This is a genomic window from Rhizobium sp. NZLR11, from assembly GCF_019685115.1.
Classification (GTDB): Bacteria; Pseudomonadota; Alphaproteobacteria; order Rhizobiales; family Rhizobiaceae; genus Rhizobium.
This window is the reverse complement of the sequence record NZ_JABDWD010000005.1, coordinates 21,989-45,554: the sequence shown is the minus strand read 5'-3', so window position 1 is coordinate 45,554 and position 23,566 is coordinate 21,989. Positions and strand designations below refer to the sequence as shown.

Annotated in this window: 19 protein-coding genes and 1 pseudogene; 10 read left to right on the top strand and 10 right to left on the bottom strand. The window is 62.0% G+C overall.

Annotated features, from left to right (window positions below; genetic code table 11):
- Positions 1-238 precede the first annotated feature (238 nt).
- A complete protein-coding gene (locus HJB83_RS10565) occupies positions 239-673 on the top strand; it encodes an Rrf2 family transcriptional regulator (RefSeq protein WP_259669607.1) in 435 nt (144 codons plus the stop codon).
- A 55-nt stretch (positions 674-728) separates the two neighbouring features.
- Here the strand turns inward: HJB83_RS10565 and HJB83_RS10560 are convergent, their stop codons facing one another.
- The 9 genes and pseudogenes from HJB83_RS10560 to HJB83_RS10520 form a co-directional block, all read right to left on the bottom strand.
- Positions 729-1,628 (bottom strand): RDD family protein, encoded by a 900-nt coding sequence (locus HJB83_RS10560; protein ID WP_221131823.1) that lies wholly within the window; start codon positions 1,626-1,628, stop codon positions 729-731.
- Positions 1,625-2,701: a stage II sporulation protein M gene (locus tag HJB83_RS10555; protein ID WP_221131949.1), complete on the bottom strand. Its 1,077-nt coding sequence runs from the start codon at positions 2,699-2,701 to the stop codon at positions 1,625-1,627. Before HJB83_RS10555 ends, HJB83_RS10560 begins: the two co-directional genes overlap by 4 nt.
- Positions 2,701-4,020 (bottom strand): DUF58 domain-containing protein, encoded by a 1,320-nt coding sequence (locus HJB83_RS10550; RefSeq protein WP_221131822.1) that lies wholly within the window; start codon positions 4,018-4,020, stop codon positions 2,701-2,703. Before HJB83_RS10550 ends, HJB83_RS10555 begins: the two co-directional genes overlap by 1 nt.
- On the bottom strand, positions 4,021-4,977 hold the full coding sequence (locus tag HJB83_RS10545; RefSeq protein WP_221131821.1) for a MoxR family ATPase: 957 nt from the start codon (positions 4,975-4,977) through the stop codon (positions 4,021-4,023). It lies immediately after the preceding gene.
- On the bottom strand, positions 4,964-6,238 hold the full coding sequence (locus HJB83_RS10540; RefSeq protein WP_221115618.1) for a hypothetical protein: 1,275 nt from the start codon (positions 6,236-6,238) through the stop codon (positions 4,964-4,966). Before HJB83_RS10540 ends, HJB83_RS10545 begins: the two co-directional genes overlap by 14 nt.
- Positions 6,231-6,986, bottom strand: coding sequence for a hypothetical protein (locus tag HJB83_RS10535; RefSeq protein ID WP_207585464.1), 756 nt, complete (start codon positions 6,984-6,986; stop codon positions 6,231-6,233). Before HJB83_RS10535 ends, HJB83_RS10540 begins: the two co-directional genes overlap by 8 nt.
- A 3-nt stretch (positions 6,987-6,989) precedes the next feature.
- Complete coding sequence (locus tag HJB83_RS10530) at positions 6,990-7,436, bottom strand: DUF805 domain-containing protein (RefSeq protein ID WP_221131948.1); 447 nt, start codon at positions 7,434-7,436, stop codon at positions 6,990-6,992.
- Positions 7,437-7,638: 202 nt separating this feature from the next.
- Positions 7,639-8,084, bottom strand: a pseudogene (locus HJB83_RS10525) (DUF805 domain-containing protein).
- Between the two features lie 336 nt (positions 8,085-8,420).
- Complete coding sequence (locus HJB83_RS10520; RefSeq protein WP_207585463.1) at positions 8,421-8,900, bottom strand: class I SAM-dependent methyltransferase; 480 nt, start codon at positions 8,898-8,900, stop codon at positions 8,421-8,423.
- A 124-nt stretch (positions 8,901-9,024) separates the two neighbouring features.
- On the opposite strand from HJB83_RS10520, the gene HJB83_RS10515 reads away from it, so the two are divergent.
- Positions 9,025-10,200 carry a DUF3095 domain-containing protein gene (locus tag HJB83_RS10515; RefSeq protein WP_221115616.1) on the top strand — a complete coding sequence of 392 codons (1,176 nt, stop codon included), beginning with the start codon at positions 9,025-9,027 and terminating at the stop codon, positions 10,198-10,200.
- Between the two features lie 174 nt (positions 10,201-10,374).
- Here the strand turns inward: HJB83_RS10515 and HJB83_RS10510 are convergent, their stop codons facing one another.
- A complete protein-coding gene (locus HJB83_RS10510; protein ID WP_207585461.1) occupies positions 10,375-11,712 on the bottom strand; it encodes a nucleotide sugar dehydrogenase in 1,338 nt (445 codons plus the stop codon).
- 568 nt (positions 11,713-12,280) lie between these two features.
- Between HJB83_RS10510 and HJB83_RS10505 the strand changes: the two genes are divergently transcribed.
- The 8 genes from HJB83_RS10505 to HJB83_RS10470 all read left to right on the top strand — a co-directional run bounded on the left by HJB83_RS10505 (position 12,281) and on the right by HJB83_RS10470 (position 23,455).
- The gene (locus HJB83_RS10505; protein WP_221131820.1) at positions 12,281-13,624 is read left to right on the top strand and encodes an adenylate/guanylate cyclase domain-containing protein; all 1,344 of its coding nucleotides are present in this window, start codon (positions 12,281-12,283) and stop codon (positions 13,622-13,624) included.
- A 156-nt stretch (positions 13,625-13,780) separates the two neighbouring features.
- Positions 13,781-15,676, top strand: a complete 1,896-nt coding sequence (locus HJB83_RS10500; RefSeq protein ID WP_221131819.1) for an ABC transporter ATP-binding protein — start codon at positions 13,781-13,783, stop codon at positions 15,674-15,676.
- Positions 15,670-17,577 carry an ABC transporter substrate-binding protein gene (locus HJB83_RS10495; RefSeq protein ID WP_207585458.1) on the top strand — a complete coding sequence of 636 codons (1,908 nt, stop codon included), beginning with the start codon at positions 15,670-15,672 and terminating at the stop codon, positions 17,575-17,577. Before HJB83_RS10500 ends, HJB83_RS10495 begins: the two co-directional genes overlap by 7 nt.
- A 3-nt stretch (positions 17,578-17,580) precedes the next feature.
- The gene (locus HJB83_RS10490; protein ID WP_007628233.1) at positions 17,581-18,579 is read left to right on the top strand and encodes an ABC transporter permease; all 999 of its coding nucleotides are present in this window, start codon (positions 17,581-17,583) and stop codon (positions 18,577-18,579) included.
- Positions 18,579-19,751, top strand: a complete 1,173-nt coding sequence (locus tag HJB83_RS10485; protein ID WP_207585457.1) for an ABC transporter permease — start codon at positions 18,579-18,581, stop codon at positions 19,749-19,751. Before HJB83_RS10490 ends, HJB83_RS10485 begins: the two co-directional genes overlap by 1 nt.
- Positions 19,752-19,847: 96 nt before the next feature.
- Positions 19,848-21,056 (top strand): glycosyltransferase family protein, encoded by a 1,209-nt coding sequence (locus HJB83_RS10480; protein ID WP_207585456.1) that lies wholly within the window; start codon positions 19,848-19,850, stop codon positions 21,054-21,056.
- Between the two features lie 9 nt (positions 21,057-21,065).
- The gene (locus HJB83_RS10475) at positions 21,066-22,313 is read left to right on the top strand and encodes a glycosyltransferase (RefSeq protein WP_207585455.1); all 1,248 of its coding nucleotides are present in this window, start codon (positions 21,066-21,068) and stop codon (positions 22,311-22,313) included.
- Positions 22,295-23,455 (top strand): glycosyltransferase family protein, encoded by a 1,161-nt coding sequence (locus HJB83_RS10470; protein WP_259671317.1) that lies wholly within the window; start codon positions 22,295-22,297, stop codon positions 23,453-23,455. The genes HJB83_RS10475 and HJB83_RS10470 overlap by 19 nt, the downstream gene beginning before the upstream one ends.
- Positions 23,456-23,566 lie beyond the last annotated feature (111 nt).

Here is a 23,566-nt window from a genome sequence, read left to right as displayed (position 1 = left end):
GCCGACACGCTATCGAGGGCGTGATTCGACAATGGCATCAGGTCACCAACGCGCGTCACATTTGTCGACCGGAGGAGGACTGTCTGCCGCGAAATCCACAACTTACGAACTCGTTGAGCGCGCCCCAAAGACAGCCTGCGCGTCTTCGAACAGCGCCCTGATCAACTCGCCCGATGGCAGATGCTGCGTCAGGCGAGTGCCTGTCCCGACGACAGGTTGGTGAAGTCGTCCTGCCCTTTTGCTTCCACTGCACCTGCTGATCCATATGGACCGGCATGAGCAGTCGGCGACCTCCGACATGATTGCGAAGATGCTCAACACGAATCCCGTCGTCGTCCGCCGCACCATGGCCGGCCTTCGCGAACAGGGCTATGTCCGCTCCGAAAAGGGCCACGGCGGCGGCTGGACGCTGCTGCGTCCGTTGTCGGAAATCACGCTGCTTAATGTCTACAACGCGCTCGGCGAGCCACATCTCTTCGCTATCGGCCCCGCCGATGATCGGCCGAAATGCCTTATGGAACAGGCGGTGAATACCGTCCTCCGAGATGCGATGAAGGAGGCGGAGGCCCTGCTCCTGCGGCGGTTGGGCAGCGTAACCCTGGAAGAAATCGCCGCCGACTTCGAAGCAAAACTGACCTCGCGCTCAGCGACGTCCTATTCCTGCGCCTCATGAGGGTTATGTTCCGCAGCAGAGGACATAACGGCTTTCCTTGCATGGCGAAGCCGCTTCAAACCAGCCTCTTCGCCTCTGTCCTCGTATGCTCATGGTACTTGTTTTCGCGCAGCGTTCCGAAAAGCTTCAGGCTCTCCAGATGCTCGCGCTGGGCGCGGTAGAATTCGTTGAGAAAGAACAGTTCCTGGCCGGGCTTCACGGTCTCGGGATACTGGATCCTTCGGGTAATGGTGCGGACGATCTGAGCGATCTCCACGCTGTTGCGGCTCTTCGTCATGTCGCGGAGCACATCTTCCAGCGTCTGCAGCTCATATTTGCCGTAGATATCGAGATGCTCGGGTGAAAATTCGAATGCCGGCTGCGAGTCGGCGGCGGCAATCGCAGACAGTGCGAGGTCGGACAGCAGCACCGAGCGCGGATTGTCGACCACCAGCGTGCCGGCGATGATGTCGCCGAGCCGTTGCCGGCGCCGGTTGGCGAGCGGAACGATCACGACCACCAGAAGCCAGGCGCACGTTAAAGCGTTTTCCAATCCCGACTTGGTGGCAATCGATGCCAAAAGGGTCATGGGAGCGAAGATCTCCACCTCTTTCATCAGGTTGCGCGCGGTAACCTGATGGGGCGTCAGCCGTCGTCCGTTGGCGTTGATGACGCGGATGCCGGTTATCTTTTTCCCGAGTGTGCGTCCGTTCCAGATCAGCTCCGATAAAATGTAATAGGGGGTCCGCACCAAGAAACCCAGCAAGATGATCAGCATCATCTCGACGTTCGAAGGCAGTATCCCTGTGAAGGCGATAACGAAGGAGCAGATGACGATGAGGATACCGGTGAAGATGATGTCGAGGATTTGCGCGCCGAGGCGGCTGCCGATAGAGCCGATCGCGAAACTGATCGGAACACCCTCCGGCGGGATGAACTGTTCGACGCGGTTGCCGTCCTGAACTGACTGGTTCATCGCACAGACTCACGCGAAACTTTGCTGTCGCGGCCGCCAAACAGCAGCCAGCCCACCCAGAAGAGGCCCATCCCCCAGCCGATGGTGAGGCGCCAGATCGGATCCTGTATCAGCTGGCGAAGGAAACCTTCGATGAAGGCGGCCACGATCAGCATCAGCGCCGCAAGAATCGCGAGCTTGACGGCGTCACGTCCCTGGTGGCGCAACGCCTCCCGGCGGGTTCGTGCCCCCGGCAGAAGAACGGCAAGTCCGAGCCTTGCTCCCCCCGTGCAAGCAATGGCGATCGCCGCAAGCTCGGTTACGCCGTGGATCGAGAGCCAGCCGAAGACGTCGTATCCCAAGCCCTTGCGCGCAAACATCGCGAAGAACGCGCCCAGGATCAGGCCATTGTAAAAGGTCAGGATGAAGCTCGGCACCGACACGAAAATGCCGAGTGTGAAAATCAGCACGACGATGGTGGTGTTGTGGGAAAAGAGAAATGCGGAAAAGGCGGAGAGCCGGTCGCTGTCATGCCCTTCACCGCCATAGATCGTCGAGCGGAGATAATCGGCCGATGCATCCGGGGTGCGCTGGTCGGCCAGTCCCGGCGGCACCAAAGTATAGAACCAGCTGGGGTCGCTGGTGCAGAGCTTATAGCCCGCAAGCGCCCCCAGAACGAGCGCCAGGAAACCGATGAACAGAGGCAAAGCCGATCGGCGCACCGCCTGCGGAATGCCCTGCACCAGCAGGCGGGTGAACAGGCCGCCGAGGCTTTCCTGCGGCGCATAGACCACCAGATAGGCCCGGGCGCAGAGGCTCTCCAGATAGGCGATCAGCGCACGATCGAGGGAAATGTCGCGGGCCACGCTCAGCGAGTTCATCGCCTGCCTGTAGCCGGCGGTAAGATTGCGGACCTCATCATAACCGAGGGCGGCTGCGCCACCTTTCTCGGCCCGCGTCACGAGGTCGTCCAGCTGACGCCAGTGCATTTCGCGCTCCACCCGGAAGCGCGCCGAGCGAAGCATATCGGTCTGGATGGCGCCGACGTTGACCTTGCCGCCCGTATCTCTCCTGTCGCCGATACCGATATCCATCATATCATCTCACGGGATTTGATTTCGACGTAACGCGCAATAAGATCCGAGGTCAGTGCCTCCGGTGTGCTGTCGAGGCAGAGTACGCCGAGACGCGCCAGCTTTTCCATCACCGTGCGCCTCTCCTGAAGGATCTGGCGCGCTGCGACGGAGCGGGCGATAGCGTCCAGCGTCACCTCCTCGGGTTCCACCAGCTTTGCCAGCATCGGATCGCGCAAGGCGACGTAGACAATGAAATGATGCCGGGCGAGCACCTGAATGTTCTCGATCATCAGCTCCGCCGTGATACTGTCGACGAAATCGGAGAATATCACGATCAGCGAACGTCGTTTCAGGCGCCCCGACAGATGCGTCAATCCCAGCGTATGGTTGCTCTCCTGGGTTTCATAACGCAGCTCGGCGCACATCGTCTGCAGTCGCGGAAAGGCTGCTCTTCCAGGCAAGGCCGGCACGAACAGGCGCGGGCGGCTGTCGAAACTGTAGAAACCCACGAGATCGCCGGCAAGGCCACCGGCCCAGCACATTGCCAATGCCGCGTTGATGGCGCGATCGAGCTTGGTGAAGCCGCCGAGCTGTTCGGCCATGAGCCGTCCGGAATCGATGCACAAGATGATCTGGTGGTTTCGTTCGGCCCGCATCTCGCGCACCACCAGATTGCGCATCCGGGCGGACCGCTTCCAATCGATGCTGCGCGGATCCATGCCGCTTACAAATTCACGCAGCTGATGGAACTCCGATCCTTCGCCACGCAGCCGCAGATCTTTCTGACCGGCTTCCAGCGGCAGGATCTGCGTCCTTATCGCACCTGACAGAACCGGCGATATGTCGGGCAGAACGGCGATCTCTTTTCCCACCGGCATGCGCGCGATCATCTCGAACAGCTTCAGCCGCGACGGCCACTTCAGCCACAGGTCATGGACTGCGTATCGTCCCCGTCGTGTCAGGTGAAGATCCAAAGAGGCCCCGGCAGATTTCTCTCCAGAGACTGACAAGGCGCTCGCCAATCTGCTTTCGCCGACGACAAGCTGGGGAGCGCAATCGAGCCGGATCTCGGTATCGTCAGGCACTGCGCCCTTCCGCGGCCGGATAGTGGCCATAAACGTGGCGGTGTGGCCGACAAAACCTTGCGGTGGGAGATCGAATTCCACCGTCATCCGGCCCGACAAGGCCGACATGACCAGATCGCCTGCCGTCAACGCCGCAAGCGCGACCCAAAGGCCGAGTAACAGGTAGCCCATATCGCGCCACCACACGCTGACGAAAACCGTCACCGCCGCCAAAATCAGAACAAGTGCGATCAGATACCGGGATGGCCGCATTTAACGGGGCGCATCCACGCGGTTCATGATGTTGCGGAGCACCTCGTCCGGTGTGCGGCCGTCGATTTCCGCCGAAGGCGAGAGAATGATGCGGTGGCGAAGCGCCGGCACCAGCAATGCTTGAACATCATCCGGCAAGCCGTAATCCCGGCCCTCGAATGCCGCACGCACACGCACGGCCGAGGCCAGAGCGTCGGCGGCGCGCGTCGATGCGCCGTAGAGAATATCGGCATCGGAGCGCGTGGCGCGCACCAGGTCGACGACATAGGTCAGGATCGTGCTGTCCAGATGGATCGCATCGATCAGCGCCCGTCCCTCGGCGAGCGTCGCACTGGTGACGAGCGGGCGGATGCCGGCATTGCGCATATCCGATTGCAGCGCCTGCTTGGCGTGTTTGGAAAGGATGGCAATTTCCGTATCTCGGTCGGGAAATTCGACGACGAGCTTGAACAGGAAGCGGTCGAGCTGGGCTTCGGGCAGGGGATAGGTGCCCTGCTGCTCGATCGGGTTCTGGGTGGCAAGCACGAAGAAATCCGGTCCCAGGGAATAATCGGTTCCGTCGAGCGTGACCATCCGCTCGTTCATCGCCTGGAGGAGCGCGGATTGCGTCTTCGGCGGAGCGCGATTGATCTCGTCGGCGAGAAGGATATCGGTAAAGACCGGACCCTTGGTCAGGTGGAACTGATTGGTCTCGAAGTTGAAGAGATTAACACCCAGGACATCACCGGGCATCAGGTCGGGCGTGAACTGGATGCGACGATAGACCAGTGCCATAGCGGCGGAAACCGAGCGCGCAAGCAGGGTTTTGGCCGTACCGGGAGGGCCCTCGACGAGACAGTGGCCGCCGGCAAAGATCGAGATCAGGACGAGATCGATGATCGCATCCTGCCCCTGCACCACTTTGCCGATTTCGCCACGAACCGTGGCGATAAGATTGCGAAATTCACCTAGATCCAAGCTCAATGCTCCCTAGCAATTTTCTGAATATCTCGAGATGGCGGTGGAGGTCCGCCCGCGTCATCACATGTCCGCGTTCGATCAGCGCCTCGGCTGTAGCGTGCAAGGCGTGCGCCCCTGCCTTGTCGCTGCGCGCCAGACGTTGAAACAGCCGCGTAATACCTGCCTGATTGCCGGCTCCAGAGCCGAAGAGCAGCTGCGCTTTATCGGCCAGCAGATGCAGCACGAACTGGCCGGCCATCCGCCCGTCATTGCCCGACAAACGAAGCAGCCGCGCCGTAGCTTCGATCGCAGCGGTCTTCGACAGCTCGATGTTTGCAGATGCCTCACGCAAAGGCGGCCCGAAGCGATACGCGCCGCGCCAGAAGCAGATCGCTGCGACGACGAGCAGTGTTCCCCAGATGACCGACAGCGGATAGGCGAAAAACCGCTTGAGATCGGAGGCAGAGCGCTCATAGGACTTGCCCTCGTCCACCGGTTTCTCGCTGTCCAGAGGCAGGCCGACCGTATCCAGATAGACCGGCCGCGTCTCGCCGGCGCCGCGCAGCAGCGCGACGAGCGACGCGGCGAAGGAGGCGTTATCGGCCAGGGCCATCCCATGATTGTTCAACAGGTCGGGATCCGACAGAAGATAAGCGTGATGATAGTTCTCGCAATGGATGAGCAGCGCACCGGTCAGCGTGCCCGCAAGCTCCCTGCACGAGGACGGCAGGCTCGCCAGATCGAAGGTTTGCGCTCGATACAAGGCAATGCTGATTGGCTGGTCCGGCTTGAGGCGCGGATGTGCCTCTTCAAGTCCCTTCCCGCTGCGATCGAGACCCAAATCTGAATAACCGATCCTGTCGAGTTCGCCGCGGATGTCGGCGAGATCAACCAGTCCCGCTGCGCTGGCGACACCATCGGTCGACACGCTGCCACGCCATTTCGGCAAAATGATCAGCGTCGGCAGCGCGTAGCGACTTGATTCCTGGACTGAGCTTTCCGGACCCGCCTCATCCGTTTCTTCGCCCGCCTGAGGGGCAACAGTCTCGCCTCGGCGTATCGACAGGGGAACGATGCGCAGCGAGATTTCCGAACTCGCTCGGGCGACATGCGGGTCGGATCGGATGACAGGGATTCCCTTGGCCTGCAGCCACAATTCCAATCCCTTGTTGCCGAGCGGCGAGCGGTCGAAATCGCTGCCCCGCGGCAGCCAGAAGAGTGCCAGCGCTACCAGCACAAGCACCATAACCAGGATTAAAACGGGGGCCGACTTACGCATGGGTCAATCTACCGATCGACAGAAGGTCGCGCGCCGCGGCGAGAAGGGTGCTGAAATGGTTTTCCGCAACGCTGCGACCGCCGTAATGAACGAGTTCCACCGCAGTCAGGAAATTTGCAAGCCGCTCGCGGTCGGGCATATTTTTCGGCAGGCGGGCGAAAACGGCGCGTTCCGTATCGGCACGGAAAAGACGGGTTCCGGTAATATCCGCCGCGTGCAGCAGGCAATGCCTGAGCAGCAGGACAAGCGCCTGCCGTCGATCCGCCATGGCCGCAATGCGCTGCAGGAAATCGCTCGGCTTCTCCTCAGCCTCCGCGGCCGATGTGCGCCAGCTTTCCGGCGCCTCCCCCTGCCGCTTCATTTCGCGAGGAGCAGAGGAGAGCAAGACACCGCCATTTCCGAAGCGGATCCACAAGCCGATGACCGCGATGAGACCGACAAGCACGACGGCAACCGCCAGAGGACCGCTGACGACCGACTCCCGCGGGACAAACAACGGCTTGCGTTGCGGTGGCGATGTCGTCGTATTCGATGCCGGTGCGCCTTTTGCGGAGGCGTCGCCATAGACCAGCGTACAGCGCAATCCGTTCTGCAAGCACTGCGAGGCATATTCGGCTCCGGCGGCGCTCCTTTGATGAGCATCGCCCTCGGCCTGCGGACTGCTGCTGTCCTGCGCTTGCGCAGGCGGAAAGGGAGCCGAGGTGGCCAGGATCAAAGCCACCAGCAGGCCGGCGTTGCGGATGGTCATGCTCTAGGCAAAGACCTCTGCTCGCGCATCAGGACGCAACGGATCCGGACCGAACTTGTTCGGACCTTCGGTGCCCTTCATCACGGAAATAATGGTAATCGCGAGCCCCGTAACAGTACCGACATAGGGAACCATGCCCAAGACGATCACCGCGAGATACCACCAACCGGAAATGTTGCGATCATGGAAGCGGCGAACCTGAAGGGATAGGATGGGCAAAACGAGGGCAAGCGCCAACAATCCGCCAATAATCATAAGGACGACCACCAGTGAAGATGTTCCGCCCTGCTGACCGGAAAAAGCGCCTGCCGCGAAGGCCAAAATTACTATTGCGAGAGCCAACAACGCATAGAACAGCTGAAACCACCAATATTCCGACCGGGGGGCCCTGCCGGAAAAGGTTGCGTATTTCTGCGTCAGAACAGTCCGAACAGCTTCAGTAAACCCCATTTGAAACGCTCTCATTGTGCCTGCTGCAAGCAAGGCGCCTACAGTCTTATCAACGTCCTGCTTAATAGTCGTTTTTCGGATAAAACAGCTACAATTCAAACGCAGAAATTGCAATAAGCCGGTTGCTTCAAAACAGGCGCTAACTCATGTGGAAACTAACCGCAGAAACGGAGCTACCAGCAGGCTGCGGATGCCCATGCTGTTAGGCAAAGACTTCTGCGCGCGCTTCAGGACGCAGCGGATCGCGTCCGAACTTGTTCGGACCTTCGGTGCCCGGAAGCACGTTGATCACCAGGATCGCAATAACTGAAATGAGACCATGTAGGGAACGAAATTAGCAACGCACAGCGCGAGATACCACCAGCCGGAAATGTTGCGATCATGGAAGCGGCGAACTTGAACTGCTATCGCTGGCAAAAACATCGCCAGCCAAATCAATCCGCCGAGGAAGAAGAGAAGGCCGAGCGGTGGCGGAACTCCGTCCCGGAAGTCGGAAAAGCCGGCGACCAAACTGCACAGGATGCCCATCGCAAGCAGCACTAGAACATAGAATAAGACATACCACCAATATTCGGCGCGGGACGCCCTGCCGGAGAAAGTTGCATATTTCTGCACCAGAACCGTGCCGGCAGCTTCAGTAAACCCCACTTCGATGCCCCATCTGTGCTAGCGGCGAGTCTGGTGATCGCTCACCTTTCGGCTCGGACCTACAGCCCGACGAAAAACAGCTACAATTCAAACGCATAAATTGCAATGAGGCAGCTGCATCGCGTCAGCATCCAAACGCGATGCTTGGGCGGAAAGATTTTTTAACTTCGTTGCCCGGGGAATTCGATCGTATAATGTGGTGGTTTACACGCCTCCCCGTGCCGCGTAGCCCCCTCATCCGCCTGCCGGCACCTTTTCCCTGCGGCTGAGAAGAGAATCGTGGCAACGCCTCGCTTCTGTTGAAACCTCGGTCGCCACAGTCGCCGCTACCACGGCTTATGTCCTCCGATAAAGAAAATACCGCCCTTCCTTGATTCCCTCCGGCAGCGGCAGCGCCGCCAGTTCGGCATGCTCCAGCGGCAGGCCGCTGACGGCGATGCCGTTTGGGGCGATGACGCCGGCCATCAGCTGCGGCAGCCAGGTCAGCGTCACCGCGTCGATCTCGTCATGGCCGGTGCCGATGTCGGCATGGGCAAGGGCCGCGCCGATGCCGAGGAAGGCCTGGCCGGATTCGCGGATATTGCCGGTCACCATATCTTCCGCCGCGGGTGTCGAGGCTGAATAGGAGCGGACCTCCCAGTCGAAGGCGACGATGCGGCGGCCGGGGAAATTCTCGCGCAGGTGATCATAGGTGCGGCCATTGCCGAGGCCGAATTCCAGCACCGGACCCTCTGTTTCGCCGACCAGATCGATGATCGCGTTCAAAATGTCGCGTTGGGCCGTCAACCGGCGAATGAAGCTGTCGAGGCGGCTCATCTAATCCGTATCCGTCATGAAAAATCGTGCTCGGGTGCTAACACATGAAACCTTGCCAAGTCGATTGCCGTAAATGGGAAATGGCGTTGCAGTGGCAACATGGGTCTGTGCTAAGCTGGATGACATGAAAACCGTGACCGACGAAGAATTCTTTGCCTCCGTGCCGCTGTTCAGCGTCTTCGAGGGCGTGACCGATGCCGCCAATTATCGGCCGCTGCCGGACGGATGGGTGCTGGCGCTCGCCGACATCGTCGGCTCGACGCAGGCAATCGCCGGCGGCCGTTACAAGGACGTCAACATGGCGGGCGCCAGCGTCATTTCGGCGGTGTTGAATGCCGTCGGCAAGGGCGATTATCCCTTCGTCTTCGGCGGCGACGGTGCGCTGATCGCGCTTCCGGGTTCGCTGGAGCAGGCGGCGCGCGATGCCCTTGCCGCGGTGCAGGTCTGGGTCGAGGAAGATCTCAGCCTGATGCTGCGCATCGCCATCGTTCCCGTCGCCGACACCCGCGCCGAGGGTCTCGACGTCCGCGTCGCACGTTACTCGGCAAGCCCGCACGTCACCTATGCGATGTTCTGGGGCGGTGGCACCAGCTGGGCGGAAAGACAGATGAAGCTCGGCCGTTACGCCGTCGACCGCGCCGCCCCGGAAACCCGCCCAGATCTCACCGGCCTCTCCTGCCGCTGGAGCCCGATCGATGCGCAAAACGGCGAGATCGTCTCGATCATCGCGGTTCCCGGCGAAGGCCGCCCGGGCGAAGAATTCCGCGAGCTCGTCAACGGTATCGTCGCCATCACCACCGAACAGAACCGCGATAGCCATCCGGTGCCGGCCGGCGGCCCAAACTTCGCCTTTTCGCTGCACGGCATCAATCGCGAGGCCAAGGCCACCGCGCCGGCCGGTCGGCGGTTGCGGCAGAAGCTCTTCATCTTCCTGCAGCTCGCCGTTACCGTATTGTTCTACAGGCTCGGCATTCCGCTCGGCCGCTTCGACGCGCGCCGCTACAAAAGCGACGTCGCCGGCAATTCCGATTTCCGCAAGTTCGACGACGGGCTGAAGATGACGGTCGACGTCGATGCCGAACATCTGAAACGGATCGAGACGTTGCTGGAAGCGGCGCGGGCCAGGGGCATTGCCCGCTACGGCCTGCATCGGCAGGCCTCGGCGCTGATGACCTGCTTCGTGCCGACGCCGATTTCGCGCGACCACATGCATTTCATCGACGGTGCATCAGGCGGTTATGCGGTGGCCGCCAGCCGGATGACCGGCAAGTCGCTTTCTGCAACGCCGCCCGTCATCTGAGACGCGCACCGAAGAAAGGCAACCCGCCGCTTTGACGGCGACGGGCTGATCTCATCCTGGTTTACGCAACGACTTAGCGGGAACGGCAACGACCGGTTCGGGTAGTTTCCTTGTCGCCGTCATCGTAGGCAATGCCGACGGGTGCCATCGAGCCTCCCTTCTTAGCTGTGGCCGTCACGCCTTGATGATGTGACCGGCAGAAAGCCCGAGCCGGTTGAAGACGTTGCGCGTGTCGATGATCAGCGCAGCACTTTTTGCGAGCGTCGCATAATCCACGCTGTCATGGTCGGTCGCGACCAGCACCGCATCGTAACCGGCGACCGCTTCCGGCGTCAGCGCCACCGATTGGCGGCCCTTCAGCGCCTGGTATTCGCGGGTCGGCGGGATCTCGGTGACGAAGGGATCGTGATAATCGGCCCGTCCGCCGCGTTCCTCAATGATCTCGATCAGCCGCAGCGATGGGCTCTCGCGGATATCGGCAACGTTCTTCTTGTAGGCGAGCCCGATCACCAGCACCTTGCTGCGGCTCAGCGCCTTGCCGGCGCGGATGTCGAGGGCTTCGGCAAGCTTGCCGACGACATAACGCGGCATTGCCGAATTGATCTCGCCGGCGAGCTCGATGAAGCGGGTGGGCAGCTCGTATTCGCGCGATTTCCAGGTGAGGTAGAAGGGATCGATCGGGATGCAATGGCCGCCGAGGCCGGGGCCGGGATAGAAGGGCATATAGCCGAAGGGCTTGGTCTTGGCCGCGTCGATCACTTCCCAGACATCGATGCCCATCGCCGCATAGACGGTCTTCAGCTCGTTGACGAGGGCGATGTTGACCGAGCGGAAGATATTTTCGGTAAGCTTCACCGCCTCGGCCGTCGCGTTCGAGGAGACCGGAACGACGGTCGAGACCGCCGCACCGTAGAAGGCCTTCATCAAGGACAGCGCCTCAGTGCCGTCGCCGGCGACGACCTTCGGGATGGTGGCGGTATGATAATTCTGGTTGCCGGGATCCTCCCGCTCCGGCGAGAAGCCGACGAAGAAGTCCGAACCGGACTTCAGCCCGGTGCCTTCGAGAATGACCTTGACGATATCATCGGTCGTGCCGGGATAGGTGGTCGATTCCAGCACGACGAGCTGGCCGGGGCGCAGATGCGCGGCGATCGAGCGCGACGTCGCCTCGACGAAGGAAAGGTCGGGATCGCGGTGTTTGGTCAGCGGCGTCGGCACGCAGATGATGATGACGTCGCAGGCGGCAAGCCCGGCGAAATCGGTCGTCGCCTCGAAGCGTCCTGCTTTGATCTCGGTGGCAAGCGCTGCGTCGCTGACCGCGTCGATATAGGAGCGGCGGGCATCGAGCGCCACCATCTTGGAGGGATCGATGTCGAAGCCGGTGACCGCAAAGCCGCTGCGCGCCACCGCCATCGCCAGCGGCAGACCGACATAACCGAGCCCGATGATGCCGGCACGCGCCGCGCGGGTGTCGATCTTCTGCAAAAGCGTATCGAAGGTGGAGAGAGCCAAGGCGGGATCTTTCAAACGGGGAAATTCAGGAAGCTGATCTAATGCATGATTGCGGTGAATTAAACCCGGGGGCGGATGTTCCTCTTTTCCCGGCGGCATGCCGTCCTGTCGATGCCAGTGGCTCCCCTCACCCTAGCCCTCTCCCCGTAAAAACGGGGAGAGGGGACGTGCCCTGCGCGAGGTGGGTGGGAACGGAGAGGTCGCGGCTCGGCAGGCGGATGAGGGGCAGGTCTCGCCGACATATTTGAAAACCCCTTAGCCGGGGTGTGGCCAAAATGCCCCGCCGCCATCCTTTGCTGCAACTTCAGGGCACAAAAAATGCCGATCCCATTGTTTCGCATTTGCAGCATCCCTATTTTGACTTTTGATAATGAACCGCCGTGAAAGGACCGCCCCTCCGATCCCCCGATAGGGAGCAAAGGGGTGCCGCTGCCGGGCTCTCGGCAGATCGTTGACAAATAATACCGCTCGTACATCCTGATTTCCTTGTGACCTGCGCATGAAAATGTGCCGGCCGGGGGATTTTTGGCTCTTGAGGATGGCGTGGCTTATGAGGATCATACCGAGAATGAGCACGATCGAATCCAGCGTCTCCTCCATCCTGTTGGACCGGGTCGCCGAATGGCTGACGAACTCTTCGCTGGCCGGAGACGAGCTGGAAAACATTGTGCGCGGTTTCTGCGAACGGCTCGCCTCCGCCGGCCTGCCGATTGCGCGCGTGCATCTGACCTTTTCGATGCTGCATCCGCTCTACGACGCGCTGAGCTTCACCTGGCGGCGCGCCAGTGGCGTCACCATCGAGGGCTTCCGCATGCCGGCCGGGCAGAAGCCGGACCGCTTCCTGCAGAGCCCTTATTATTACCTGCTCGACAACAATCTGCAGCACATCCGCCGCCGGCTGATGCAGGAAGGGCCGGCCGAATTCCCGATCTTCGAGGACCTGCGCAAGGACGCTATCACCGATTACCTGGCCTTCGTGCAGCCCTTCGGCGACGGTTCGGTGCAGGGCATGATGGGCTCCTGGTCGACCGACCACCATAACGGCTTTTCCGACGACATGATCGATGCGCTGCTGAGAATGCAGAACCATCTGGCCGTCGCCGCCAAGATGGCCGTGCTCGGCAAGCTCGCCAACAACATGCTGACCACCTATCTCGGCGGCGATGCCGGTAAGCGGGTGCTGAACGGCCAGATCCGCCGCGGCGACGGCGAGACGATCCGCGCCGCCCTGGTCATGGGCGACATGCGCGAATCCACGGTGTATGCCGAAAAGGAAGGCCGCCAGGCCTATATCGACACGCTGAACCAGTTCTTCGACGCGATCGCCGCGCCGTTCAACCGCAATGGCGGCGAGATACTGAGTTTCCTCGGCGACGGCTTCCTCGCCGTCTACCCCTGCGGGCGCCACAAGGACCCGTCGAAAATCGCCTGCGAGGCAGCACTTTCCGCCGTCCATCAAGCGCAGGCGCGGGTTGCCGAACTCAACAGGGATCGCGAGCAGAAAGGCCTCAGCAAGGTCGGCTACGGCATCGGCCTGCACGTCGGCAACGTCATGTTCGGCAATGTCGGCCTCAAGGATCGGCTGACCTTCTCGGCCTTCGGCTCGGCGGTCAACGAGGTGCAGCGCCTGCAGATCCTGACGAAGAAATACGGCCGCGAGGTCGTCGCCAGCCAGGCCTTCGCCGGTTATTGCGGCGGCGAATGGACGACGCTCGGCGAAGAAAAGCTGCGCGGCATCCGCCAGAAGGTGACGGTGCTGCAGCCGCGTGCGCCCACCCCCAAGATCAACGTCGACGAGAGCTTCCGCGAGGCCGTCCAGAACGGACTTTCAGAAGCCGAGCAGGTCATTCTCCTGCACCGTGACGCGAAGAAACAAGTCGAGCGCACAACCATGGAGAAGTTCATCCAGTAAAGCCACGAAACTCCTGCCATAAATCTGCGCATCCCGCCTGGGGAACTTCGGCGGGACGTGGCAGTTTTCCCTTGATTGTCATCTGCTAGACACCCCGTTTGCGGTACGATAGTGTTGCCTCAACGGGAACATAGAAGACTGGGGAATTTCATTGGTATGGCGTCTGCAGCCGATTTGTTGCGTATTGAAAATCTCGACGTTTCCTTCTCGGTTTTCGGCGACCGGCTGCGCGTCGTAAAGGAAGCCAATCTTCGCATCCTTCCGGGCAAGGTCACCGCTCTCGTCGGCGAATCCGGCTCCGGCAAATCGGTGATCAGCCAGTCGGTCATGGGCATTCTGCCCAACCCGGCCAGCGCCTCCGGCCGCATCCTCTTCACCGATCCGCTCGACGGCACCGCGACCGATATTCTGTCGCTCTCGCGCGACAGCGAGGAAATGCGCGACCTGCGCGGCCGGCGCATGGCGACGATTTTCCAGGAGCCGATGACCTCGCTCTCGCCGCTGCACACCGTCGGCAACCAGATCGGCGAAGCGCTGCTGATCCATACCGAAGCCGACAAGCAGGAAGCACGGGAGAAGACCGAGGAAATGCTCGGCCTCGTCGGCTTTTCCAATCCCCACCGCACCTACGACATGTATCCGTTCGAACTGTCCGGCGGCATGCGCCAGCGCGCGATGATCGCCATGGCGCTGATCTGCAAGCCGGCGCTGCTGATCGCCGACGAGCCGACAACGGCGCTCGACGTGACGATCCAGGCGCAGATCCTCGAGCTGCTGCGCGATCTGCAGGCCAAGCTCGGCATGGCGATGCTGCTCATCACCCACGATCTCGGCATCGTCGCCAATATGGCCGACGAGGTGGTCGTCATCTATCACGGCGAGATCATGGAGGCCGGGCCGGTAGAGGCAATCTTCCGCAATCCGCAGCATCCCTATCTCAAGGCGCTGATGGCCGCCGTTCCGCATTTCGACATGAAACCCGGCGAGCGGCTGAAGGCGCTGCGCGACGTGCCGGTCAATCTCGAGACCCTCGTCGGCAAGAAGAAGCCGTTGCAGGCGGAGGCGCCGGGCACACTGCTTTCGGTCGCCAACCTCTCGAAAACCTATAAGACGCGCAAGCGCAGTTTCCTCGGCAAGCACGAAGCCGCCGTCGTGCACGCCGTCGACGACGTCAGCTTCGACATCCGCCGCGGTGAATGCCTCGGCCTGGTCGGCGAATCCGGTTGCGGCAAGACGACGCTCAGCAAGATCCTGATGCGCGCCATCACACCCGACAGCGGCGCGGTGGTGTTCAACGACGGCAAGGACGTAATCGACGTGCTTTCGGTGCGCGGCGAAGCGTTGCAGGATATGCGCACCAAGATCCAGATGGTGTTCCAGGATCCGGTCTCCTCGCTCTCGCCGCGCATGACGGTGCGCAACATCCTCAGCGAACCGCTGGAGATCCACGACCGCGGCGACAGTGACGAGCGCAAGCGCAAGGTCGATGGCTTGATGGCGGCGATCGGCCTCGACAAGCGTTATCTCAGCCGCTACCCGCATAGTTTTTCGGGCGGCCAGCGCCAGCGCATCGGCATCGCCCGCGCCCTGGCGCTCGGCCCGAAGCTCGTCATCCTCGACGAGCCGGTCTCGGCTCTCGACGTTTCCGTCCAGGCGCAGATCCTCAATCTGCTGAAGGATCTGCAAAAAGAGCTGGGGCTGACCTATCTCTTCATCTCGCATAATCTCGCCGTCGTCGATTACATGGCCGACCGCATCGCGGTGATGTGCAAGGGCCGCATCGTCGAGATCGCGCCGCGCGAGATCATCCTGCGCGACCCGGTGCACCCCTATACGAAATCGCTGCTCGCCGCCGTCCCCTTCCCCGATCTCGACCGGCCGCTCGATTTCAAGGCGCTCCGGGAAAACGGCGCTGCCGACAAGCAGAACTGGGGCGCGACCTTCACCGCCGCGCATGACGACGCCTCCGAGCTTGCCTATGCCGATCTCGGCGACGGCCATCTGGTGCGCGCCCGCAAAGGCGCCGATGCCAAGGAGTTGCGCGGATGGTGACGCGTCGCATTTTTCTGGGCGGCCTTGTCGGCGCAGCGATCGCGCCGGCGGTGCTTCGGGCGCAACAGGCCGGCGAGCCGGAATTCCTCAAGGACCAGCTCACATCCGGCAGCCTGCCGCCGATGGCCGAGCGCATTCCCGCTCGCCCTCGCATCGTCAACCTGAAGGAAATGGGGCTTGCACCCGGCAGCTACGGCGGCACGGTGCGCACCATCATCGGCAGCCAGCGCGACATCCGCTTCATGACGATCTACGGCTATGCCCGCATGGTCGGCTACAACAAGCACCTGCAGTTCCAGCCGGATATCCTCGCCGATTTCCGCTCGGAGGACGACACCGTCTTCACCTTCACGCTGCGCGAGGGCCATAAATGGTCAGACGGCCAGCCGTTCACGGCCGACGATTTCCGCTACTGGTGGGAAGACGTCATCCTGAACGACAAGCTGACGCCCGGCGGCGGTGCGCTGGAGCTTCGCCCTCATGGCAGCCTGCCGCGCTTCGAGATGCTCGATCCGCTGACGGTGCGCTACACCTGGGATAAACCCAACCCGATGTTCCTGCCGACGCTGGCCGGCCCCATCCCGCTGGTCATCGTCGGGCCTGCGCATTATCTCAAGCAGTTCCATAAGAAGTTCCAGCCTGACCAGGCGAAGATGGACCAGATGATGCAGGCCAACCGCGTCAAGAAGTGGCAGGACCTGCACATCAAGATGGCCCGCTCCTACCGGCCTGAGAATCCCAACCTGCCGACGCTCGATCCCTGGCGCAATACGACGCCGCTGCCGGCCGAACAATTCGTCTTCGATCGCAATCCGTTCTTCCACCGCGTCGACGAGACCGGCAGGCAGCTTCCCTATCTCGACCGGTTCATTCTCAACGTCTCCTCCTCGTCGATCATCGCCGCCAAGGCGGGTGCCGGCGAGGCCGACCTGCAGGCGACCGGCATCGATTTCAACGACTACACCTTCCTGAAGGAGGCCGAGAAGCGCTTCCCGGTGAAGGTCAATCTCTGGAAGGTGGCGCGCGGCTCGCGCATCACGCTGTTGCCGAACCTCAACTGCGCCGACGAGGTGTGGCGCGGCCTTTTCCGCGACGTGCGCCTGCGCCGCGCCTTGTCGCTGGCGATCGACCGGCACGAGATCAACATGGTCGCCTTCTACGGCCTCGGCACGCCGAGTGCCGATACCGTCCTACCCGACAGTCCGCTGTTCAAACAGGAATATGCCGATGCCTTCGTGAAGTTCGATGTCGACGAGGCCAACCGCCTGCTCGATGAGCTCGGCCTGACCCAGCGCGGCGATGACGGCATCCGGCTGTTGCCGGACGGGCGGCGCGCCGAGATCACCGTCGAAACCGCCGGCGAGAGCAATCTCGATACCGACGTGCTGGAGCTGGTCCACGATCACTGGGCCAATATCGGCCTTGCGCTCTATACCCGCACCTCGCAGCGCGACGTCTTCCGCAACCGCGCCATGAGCGGCTCGATCATGATGTCGATCTGGTACGGGCTCGACAATGGCGTGCCGACGGCCGACATGTCGCCCTCAGGGCTGGCGCCGACGCTCGACGATCAGCTGCAATGGCCGCTCTGGGGCATGCATTACCTCTCCGCCGGCCAGGAGGGCGCCGCACCGGACTTGCCGGAAGCAGCCGAACTGGTCGACCTGCTCGGCCAATGGGGCTCGACGGCAAAATTCGAGGAGCGCCAGGTGATCTGGCACAAGATGCTGTCGCTCTATACGCAGCAGGTGTTCTCGATCGGGCTGATCAACAGCACGCTGCAGCCGGTCCTTTGCGCCGCCAAGCTGCAGAACCTGCCGGAGAAAGCCCTCTACGGCTTCGATCCCACCTCCTATCTCGGCATCTACATGCCGGATACATTCTGGTACAAGGAGGCCTGAGGCGTGCTCAGATACATTCTCTGGCGCATCGCCGCCATGGTGCCGACGCTCTTCGTCATTTCAGCGCTGGTTTTCACCATCATCGAGCTGCCGCCGGGCGACTTCTTCGAAAGCCAGATCGCCGAACTGCGCGCCTCCGGCGAGACCGCCAACCTCCAGGAAATCGAGGAGATGCGCCAGCAATACGGCTTCGACAAGCCGGAGATCGTGCGCTATTTCTACTGGGTCGGCGGCATGCTGCACGGCGATTTCGGCTATTCCTTCGAATACCAGCTGCCGGTCTCCGACGTCGTCGGCGAGCGCCTGTGGCTGACGATCCTCGTCTCCTTCACCACTATCCTGCTTACCTGGCTGATCGCCTTTCCAATCGGCATCTATTCGGCCACGCACCAGTATAGCTGGAGCGATTACGGGCTGACCTTCTTCGGCCTGCTCGGCATCGCCATACCGAACTTCATGCTGGCGCTGATCCTGATGTATTTCGCCAATATCTGGTTCGGCATCTCGATCGGCCATCTGATGGACCAGCAATATATCTCGGCGCCGATGAGCTGGGAGAAGGCGCGGTCGATCCTCTCCCATCTCTGGATCCCCGTCATCATCGTCGGCACGGCCGGCACCGCCGGCATGATCCGCCGCTTGCGCGCCAACCTGCTCGACGAGATGCAGAAGCAATATGTGACGACAGCGCGCGCCAAGGGTCTGCATCCGATGCGGGCGCTGCTCAAATATCCGCTGCGCATGGCGCTCAACTTCTTCGTCGCCGACATCGGCTCGATCCTGCCGTCGATCATCTCGGGCGCCGAGATCGTTGCAATCGTCCTGTCGCTGGAGACGACGGGACCGATGCTCATCAAGGCGCTGCAGAGCCAGGACATGTATCTCGCCGGCTCGTTCCTGATGTTTTTGGCCTTCCTCAACGTCATCGGCGTTTTGATCTCCGACATCGCCCTCGGCTTTCTCGATCCCCGCATCCGTCTGCAAGGCAGGAGCACCAAATAATGTCGCCCCTTCCCGCACCCGGCGCGCCGCTTCCGCATTATGTCTCGACCGCGCCTTTCGACCCCTTGGCGACCGAGACCATGACGGCGGCGCAATCGCGCATCCATCTCGCCTCGCAAAAGCAGCTGATGTGGTGGAAGTTCAAGCAGCACAAGCTGGCCTTGATCTCCGGCATCTTTCTCGCCCTCGTCTACCTGATGATCCTGATCGTCGAATTCCTGGCGCCCTACGGTCTGCACACGCGCAACGTCGATTTCATCCATGCGCCGCCGCAAAGCATCCATTTCTTCGACAAGGGCAGCTTCGTCGGTCCGTTCGTCTACGGCCGCAGCATGACGCTCGATCTCGACACTCTGCACCGCGTCTATGCCGACAAGACGAACGACGTGCAGCCGATCCGTTTCTTCTGCCGCGGCGATGCCTATAAATTCTGGGGAATTGCCGCCTCGAACTATCATCTGGTCTGCCCGGCAATCGGCGGGCAGATGTTCCTGCTCGGCACTGACCGGCTCGGCCGTGACGTGCTGTCGCGCATTCTCTACGGCGCACGGATATCGCTGACGATCGGTCTGATCGGCATTTCGATCAGCTTCGTGCTCGGCATCGTCATCGGCGGCCTTGCCGGTTATCGCGGCGGCATTTTCGATCTCATCGTCCAGCGCCTGATCGAAGTGCTGCAATCGCTGCCGAGCCTGCCGCTGTGGATGGCGCTGGCGGCGATCATGCCGGTGACCTGGAGCCCGATCGTCATCTATTTCGGCATCACCGTCATCCTCGGCATCATCGACTGGACGGGGCTTGCCCGCGCGGTGCGCTCCAAGCTGCTGGCGTTGCGCGAGGAGGACTACGTCCAGGCGGCACAGCTGATGGGCGCCAGCACGCCGCGCATCATCGGCCGGCATCTGGTGCCGGGTTTCATGTCGCATCTCATTGCCTCGGCGACGATTTCAATCCCCGGCATGATCCTCGGCGAGACCGCACTCTCCTTCTTGGGCCTCGGTCTTCGCCCGCCGATCACCAGCTGGGGTATTCTGCTGACCGAGGCAAAAAGCGTCAGCGTCATCGCCTTTTATCCTTGGTTGCTCTATCCGATCATTCCTGTTGTTCTTGTCATTTTGGCGTTCAACTTTCTGGGAGACGGCTTGCGTGATGCGGCAGATCCCTACAAATAGCAGGAAGTTCCGCGGCGCCTCACGGCACCGCCCCCATCTCCTGGCCTCCGGACGGTGGGGGTACTAACCATGTTGCTCAGCCCAGAAGGGATGCCCATGTCCAGACGACTCGAAGATGCGCGCATCCTCATGTATAGCCACGACACCTTCGGTCTCGGCCACCTGCGCCGCTGTCGCGCCATCGCCCATGCGCTGGTCGAGGATTATCGCGGCCTCAACATCCTGATCATTTCAGGGGCGACGATCGCCGGCGCCTTCGATTACCGCGCCCGCGTCGACTTCGTGAAGATCCCGAGCGTCATCAAGCTCCGCAACGGCGAATATACGTCGCTCGCCAGCCATATCGACCTGCACGAGACGCTGAAAATGCGCGAATCGAGCATCCGCCATACGGCCGAGACCTTCCAGCCCGATATTTTCATCGTCGACAAGGAGCCGATGGGACTGAAAGGGGAGGTCGAGGATACTCTGGCCTATCTCAAGGCCCGCGGCACCGTGCTGGTGCTCGGCCTGCGCGAAGTCATGGACGCGCCGCATCTGCTCGACGCCGAGTGGAAGAGGAACGGCATCATGCAGAAGATCGACCAATATTACGACAGCGTCTGGGTCTATGGCCCGCCTGATTTCTACGATCCGCTTGTTGGTCTCGACGTGCCGGCCAGCCTGCGCCGGAAGATGGATTTCGTCGGTTTTCTGCAGCGCAGCGTCTCCAAGGGCAAGACCTCGGTCAACGCCCGCAAGGACAATTACCTCCTGGTCACCACAGGCGGCGGCGGCGACGGCTCCGATCTCGTCCACGACGTCATGAACGCCTACGAGGCCGATCCGACGCTGACGCAGAAGGCGCTCGTCGTGCTCGGACCCTATATGCCGGCCGCCGAGCGCGCCAAGCTGGTGCAGAAGGGCGAAGCCATCCCGTATATCGAGGTGATCGAGTTCGACAACCACATGGAAGAGCTGATCGACGGCGCCACCGGCGTCGTCGCGATGGGCGGCTACAACACCTATTGCGAGATCCTCTCCTTCGACAAGCCGGCCCTCATTGTGCCGCGCGTCAAGCCGCGCGAGGAACAGTTGCTGCGCGCCCAGCGGGCAAGCGAGCTCGGACTCGTCGACATGCTGCTGCCGGAACAATCGGTCGATCCGACCATCATGGCCGAGGCTCTGAAGCGTCTTCCCTCCCGGCTGCCGCCATCAAAGAGCGGCAGCAATATGCATCTCGAGGGGCTGGACCACATCTCGCAGACCGTCGGCCGATGGATCGACGGCCGCGGCAGCCACCTTTCCCTCGTCGGCGCGGAATAGGGAACAGCCTTGCCGCCACGCCGCAAGATCCTCGTCGTGCTGAAAGGCTATCCCCGCCTTTCGGAAACCTTCATCGCCCAGGAGCTGCTCGGCCTCGAAAAGGCCGGCTTCGACCTCACGCTGATTTCGATGCGCCGGCCGACCGACAAGAAGCGCCATCCCGTGCATGACGAGATCAGGGCGCGGGTCGTCTACCTGCCGGAATATCTGCATGAAGAGCCGATCCGCGTGCTGAAGGGCCTGGTCGCCGGTTTTTCCAAACCGGGCTTCAAGGCGCTGATCAAACGCTTCCTCGCCGACCTCACGCGCGACCTCTCCCGCAACCGCTTCCGCCGTCTTGGCCAGGCACTGGTGCTGGGACGAGAATGGCCGGACGGCGGGCAATGGCTGCATGCCCATTTCATCCACACACCGGCTTCGGTGACGGAATATGCGAGCATCCTCACCGGCACGCCCTGGACCTGTTCGGCGCATGCCAAGGACATATGGACGTCACCCGACTGGGAGTTGCACGAGAAACTCGGCAGTGCCCGCTGGGCCGTCACCTGCACCAGGACGGGCTATGAGCACATGCGCGCACTGACGTCCCGCAAGGATGCGGTGCACCTAAGTTACCACGGGCTCGATCTTGCCCGTTTCGGCCATTTTGCCGGCGAGCGTTCGGACAGGACCGGCAGCGACCCCGCCGATCCCGCCTTCATCCTTAGCGTCGGCCGCGCCGTCGAAAAGAAGGGCTACGACGTGCTGCTGCGCGCGCTGGCCCTGTTGCCCGCCGACCTCCACTGGCGCATGGAGCATATCGGCGGCGGCGAGGAGCTTGCGAGGCTGAAGGCGCTGGCAGCCGAACTCGGCCTTGCCGACCGCATCGTCTGGAAGGGCGCCATGGCGCAGGAAGACGTGCTCGATCATTATCGCCGCGCCGACCTCTTCGCGCTTGCCTGCCGGATCGCCGCCAACGGCGACCGCGACGGCCTGCCGAACGTGCTTGTGGAAGCCGCGAGCCAGCGGCTCGCCTGCCTCTCGACCGACGTATCCGGCGTGCCGGAGCTGCTGACGGACGGTGAAAACGGCCTGGTGGTGCCGCCAGAGGATCCGGCGCTGCTTGCCAAAGCGCTGGAGGCGGCAATCCGCGACCCGGCCCTGCGCAAGCGCCTCGGCGACGCCGCCGAAAAGCGGGTGCGCGAAGATTTCGACTATCACTCCAGCATCAGACAGCTCACCGGCCTGTTCGAGGCCGAATGGCAGAAGGCGTCATGACGGCACCGCGCATCTTCTTCTACGTCCAGCACCTGCTCGGCATCGGCCACATAGCCCGCGCCAGCCGCATCGCCAGTGCGCTTGCCAAGGATGGTTTCGACGTCACCGTCATCACCGGCGGCCTGCCGGTTCCGGGTTTTCCGGGCGAGGGTGTGAAGACCGTGGCCTTGCCGGCGGTCGTTGCCAGCAATGCCGGTTTCTCCGGTCTCGCCGATGCCGATGGCCGGCCAGCGGGCGAGGATTTCCTCCATGCCCGCCGCGATCTGCTACTTGACGCCTTTCATGCAGCAAGGCCCGATGTCGTCATCATCGAAGCCTTTCCCTTCGGCCGCCGGCAGATGCGCTTCGAACTGCTGCCTTTGCTTGCCGCAATCGACAAGGCCGAGCCCCGACCGAAACTCTTGAGCTCGGTGCGCGACATCCTGCAGGAAAACCGCAAGGCCGGCCGCGACGCGGAAACCGCCGCCCTGGTCAAAGCGCATTTCGATGCCGTGCTGGTCCACGGCGATCCGAGCTTCGTCAGGCTCGAAGACACGTTCCCGCTGACAGGGGAGATCGCCGACAGGCTGCGTTATACCGGCCTCGTCGCAGCGCCGCCGGCGCCGGAACCGACCGAGATATTCGATATCATCGCATCGGCGGGCGGCGGCGCGGTCGGCGCCGCGCTGATCGGTGCGGCGAAAGAGGCGGCGGCGATGCTGCCCGCCGATCTCCGCTGGCTGCTGATATCGGGTCCCAACCTGCCGGAAGCCGATTTCGCCGCGCTGTCGCAGGACGCGCCTGCGAATGTGACGCTGGTGCGCTTCCGCAAGGATTTTCCCTCGCTACTGCGCGGCGCCAAGGTTTCGATCTCGCAGGCCGGCTATAACACGGTCGGCGACCTCCTGCGCACCGAATGCCGGGCGATCCTCATCCCCTTCGTTGTCGGCGGCGAGACCGAGCAGACGGTGCGCGCCGAGCGGCTGCAGGCGCTTGATCTGGCCGATATCCTGCCGGAAACCGGACTGACGGCTGGCCATGTGAAAGAGGCCGTCGAAAAGGCGCTCGCCACGGCGCGCCGCGAGCCGGTATTGCTCGATCTCGACGGCGCCGAGAAAACCGCTGGCATCATTCGCTCCATGCTGGCCGAATCGCTCGCCTAATCCAAAATTCCTGTGATATAAGCAATGTTCCGGCGAGAATCGGCGTTTCTGCAGCCGGTCGCTTCGCCTTGTTTTCATTGCGATATCGGCGGTCCGGCTGCATGGTCCTGT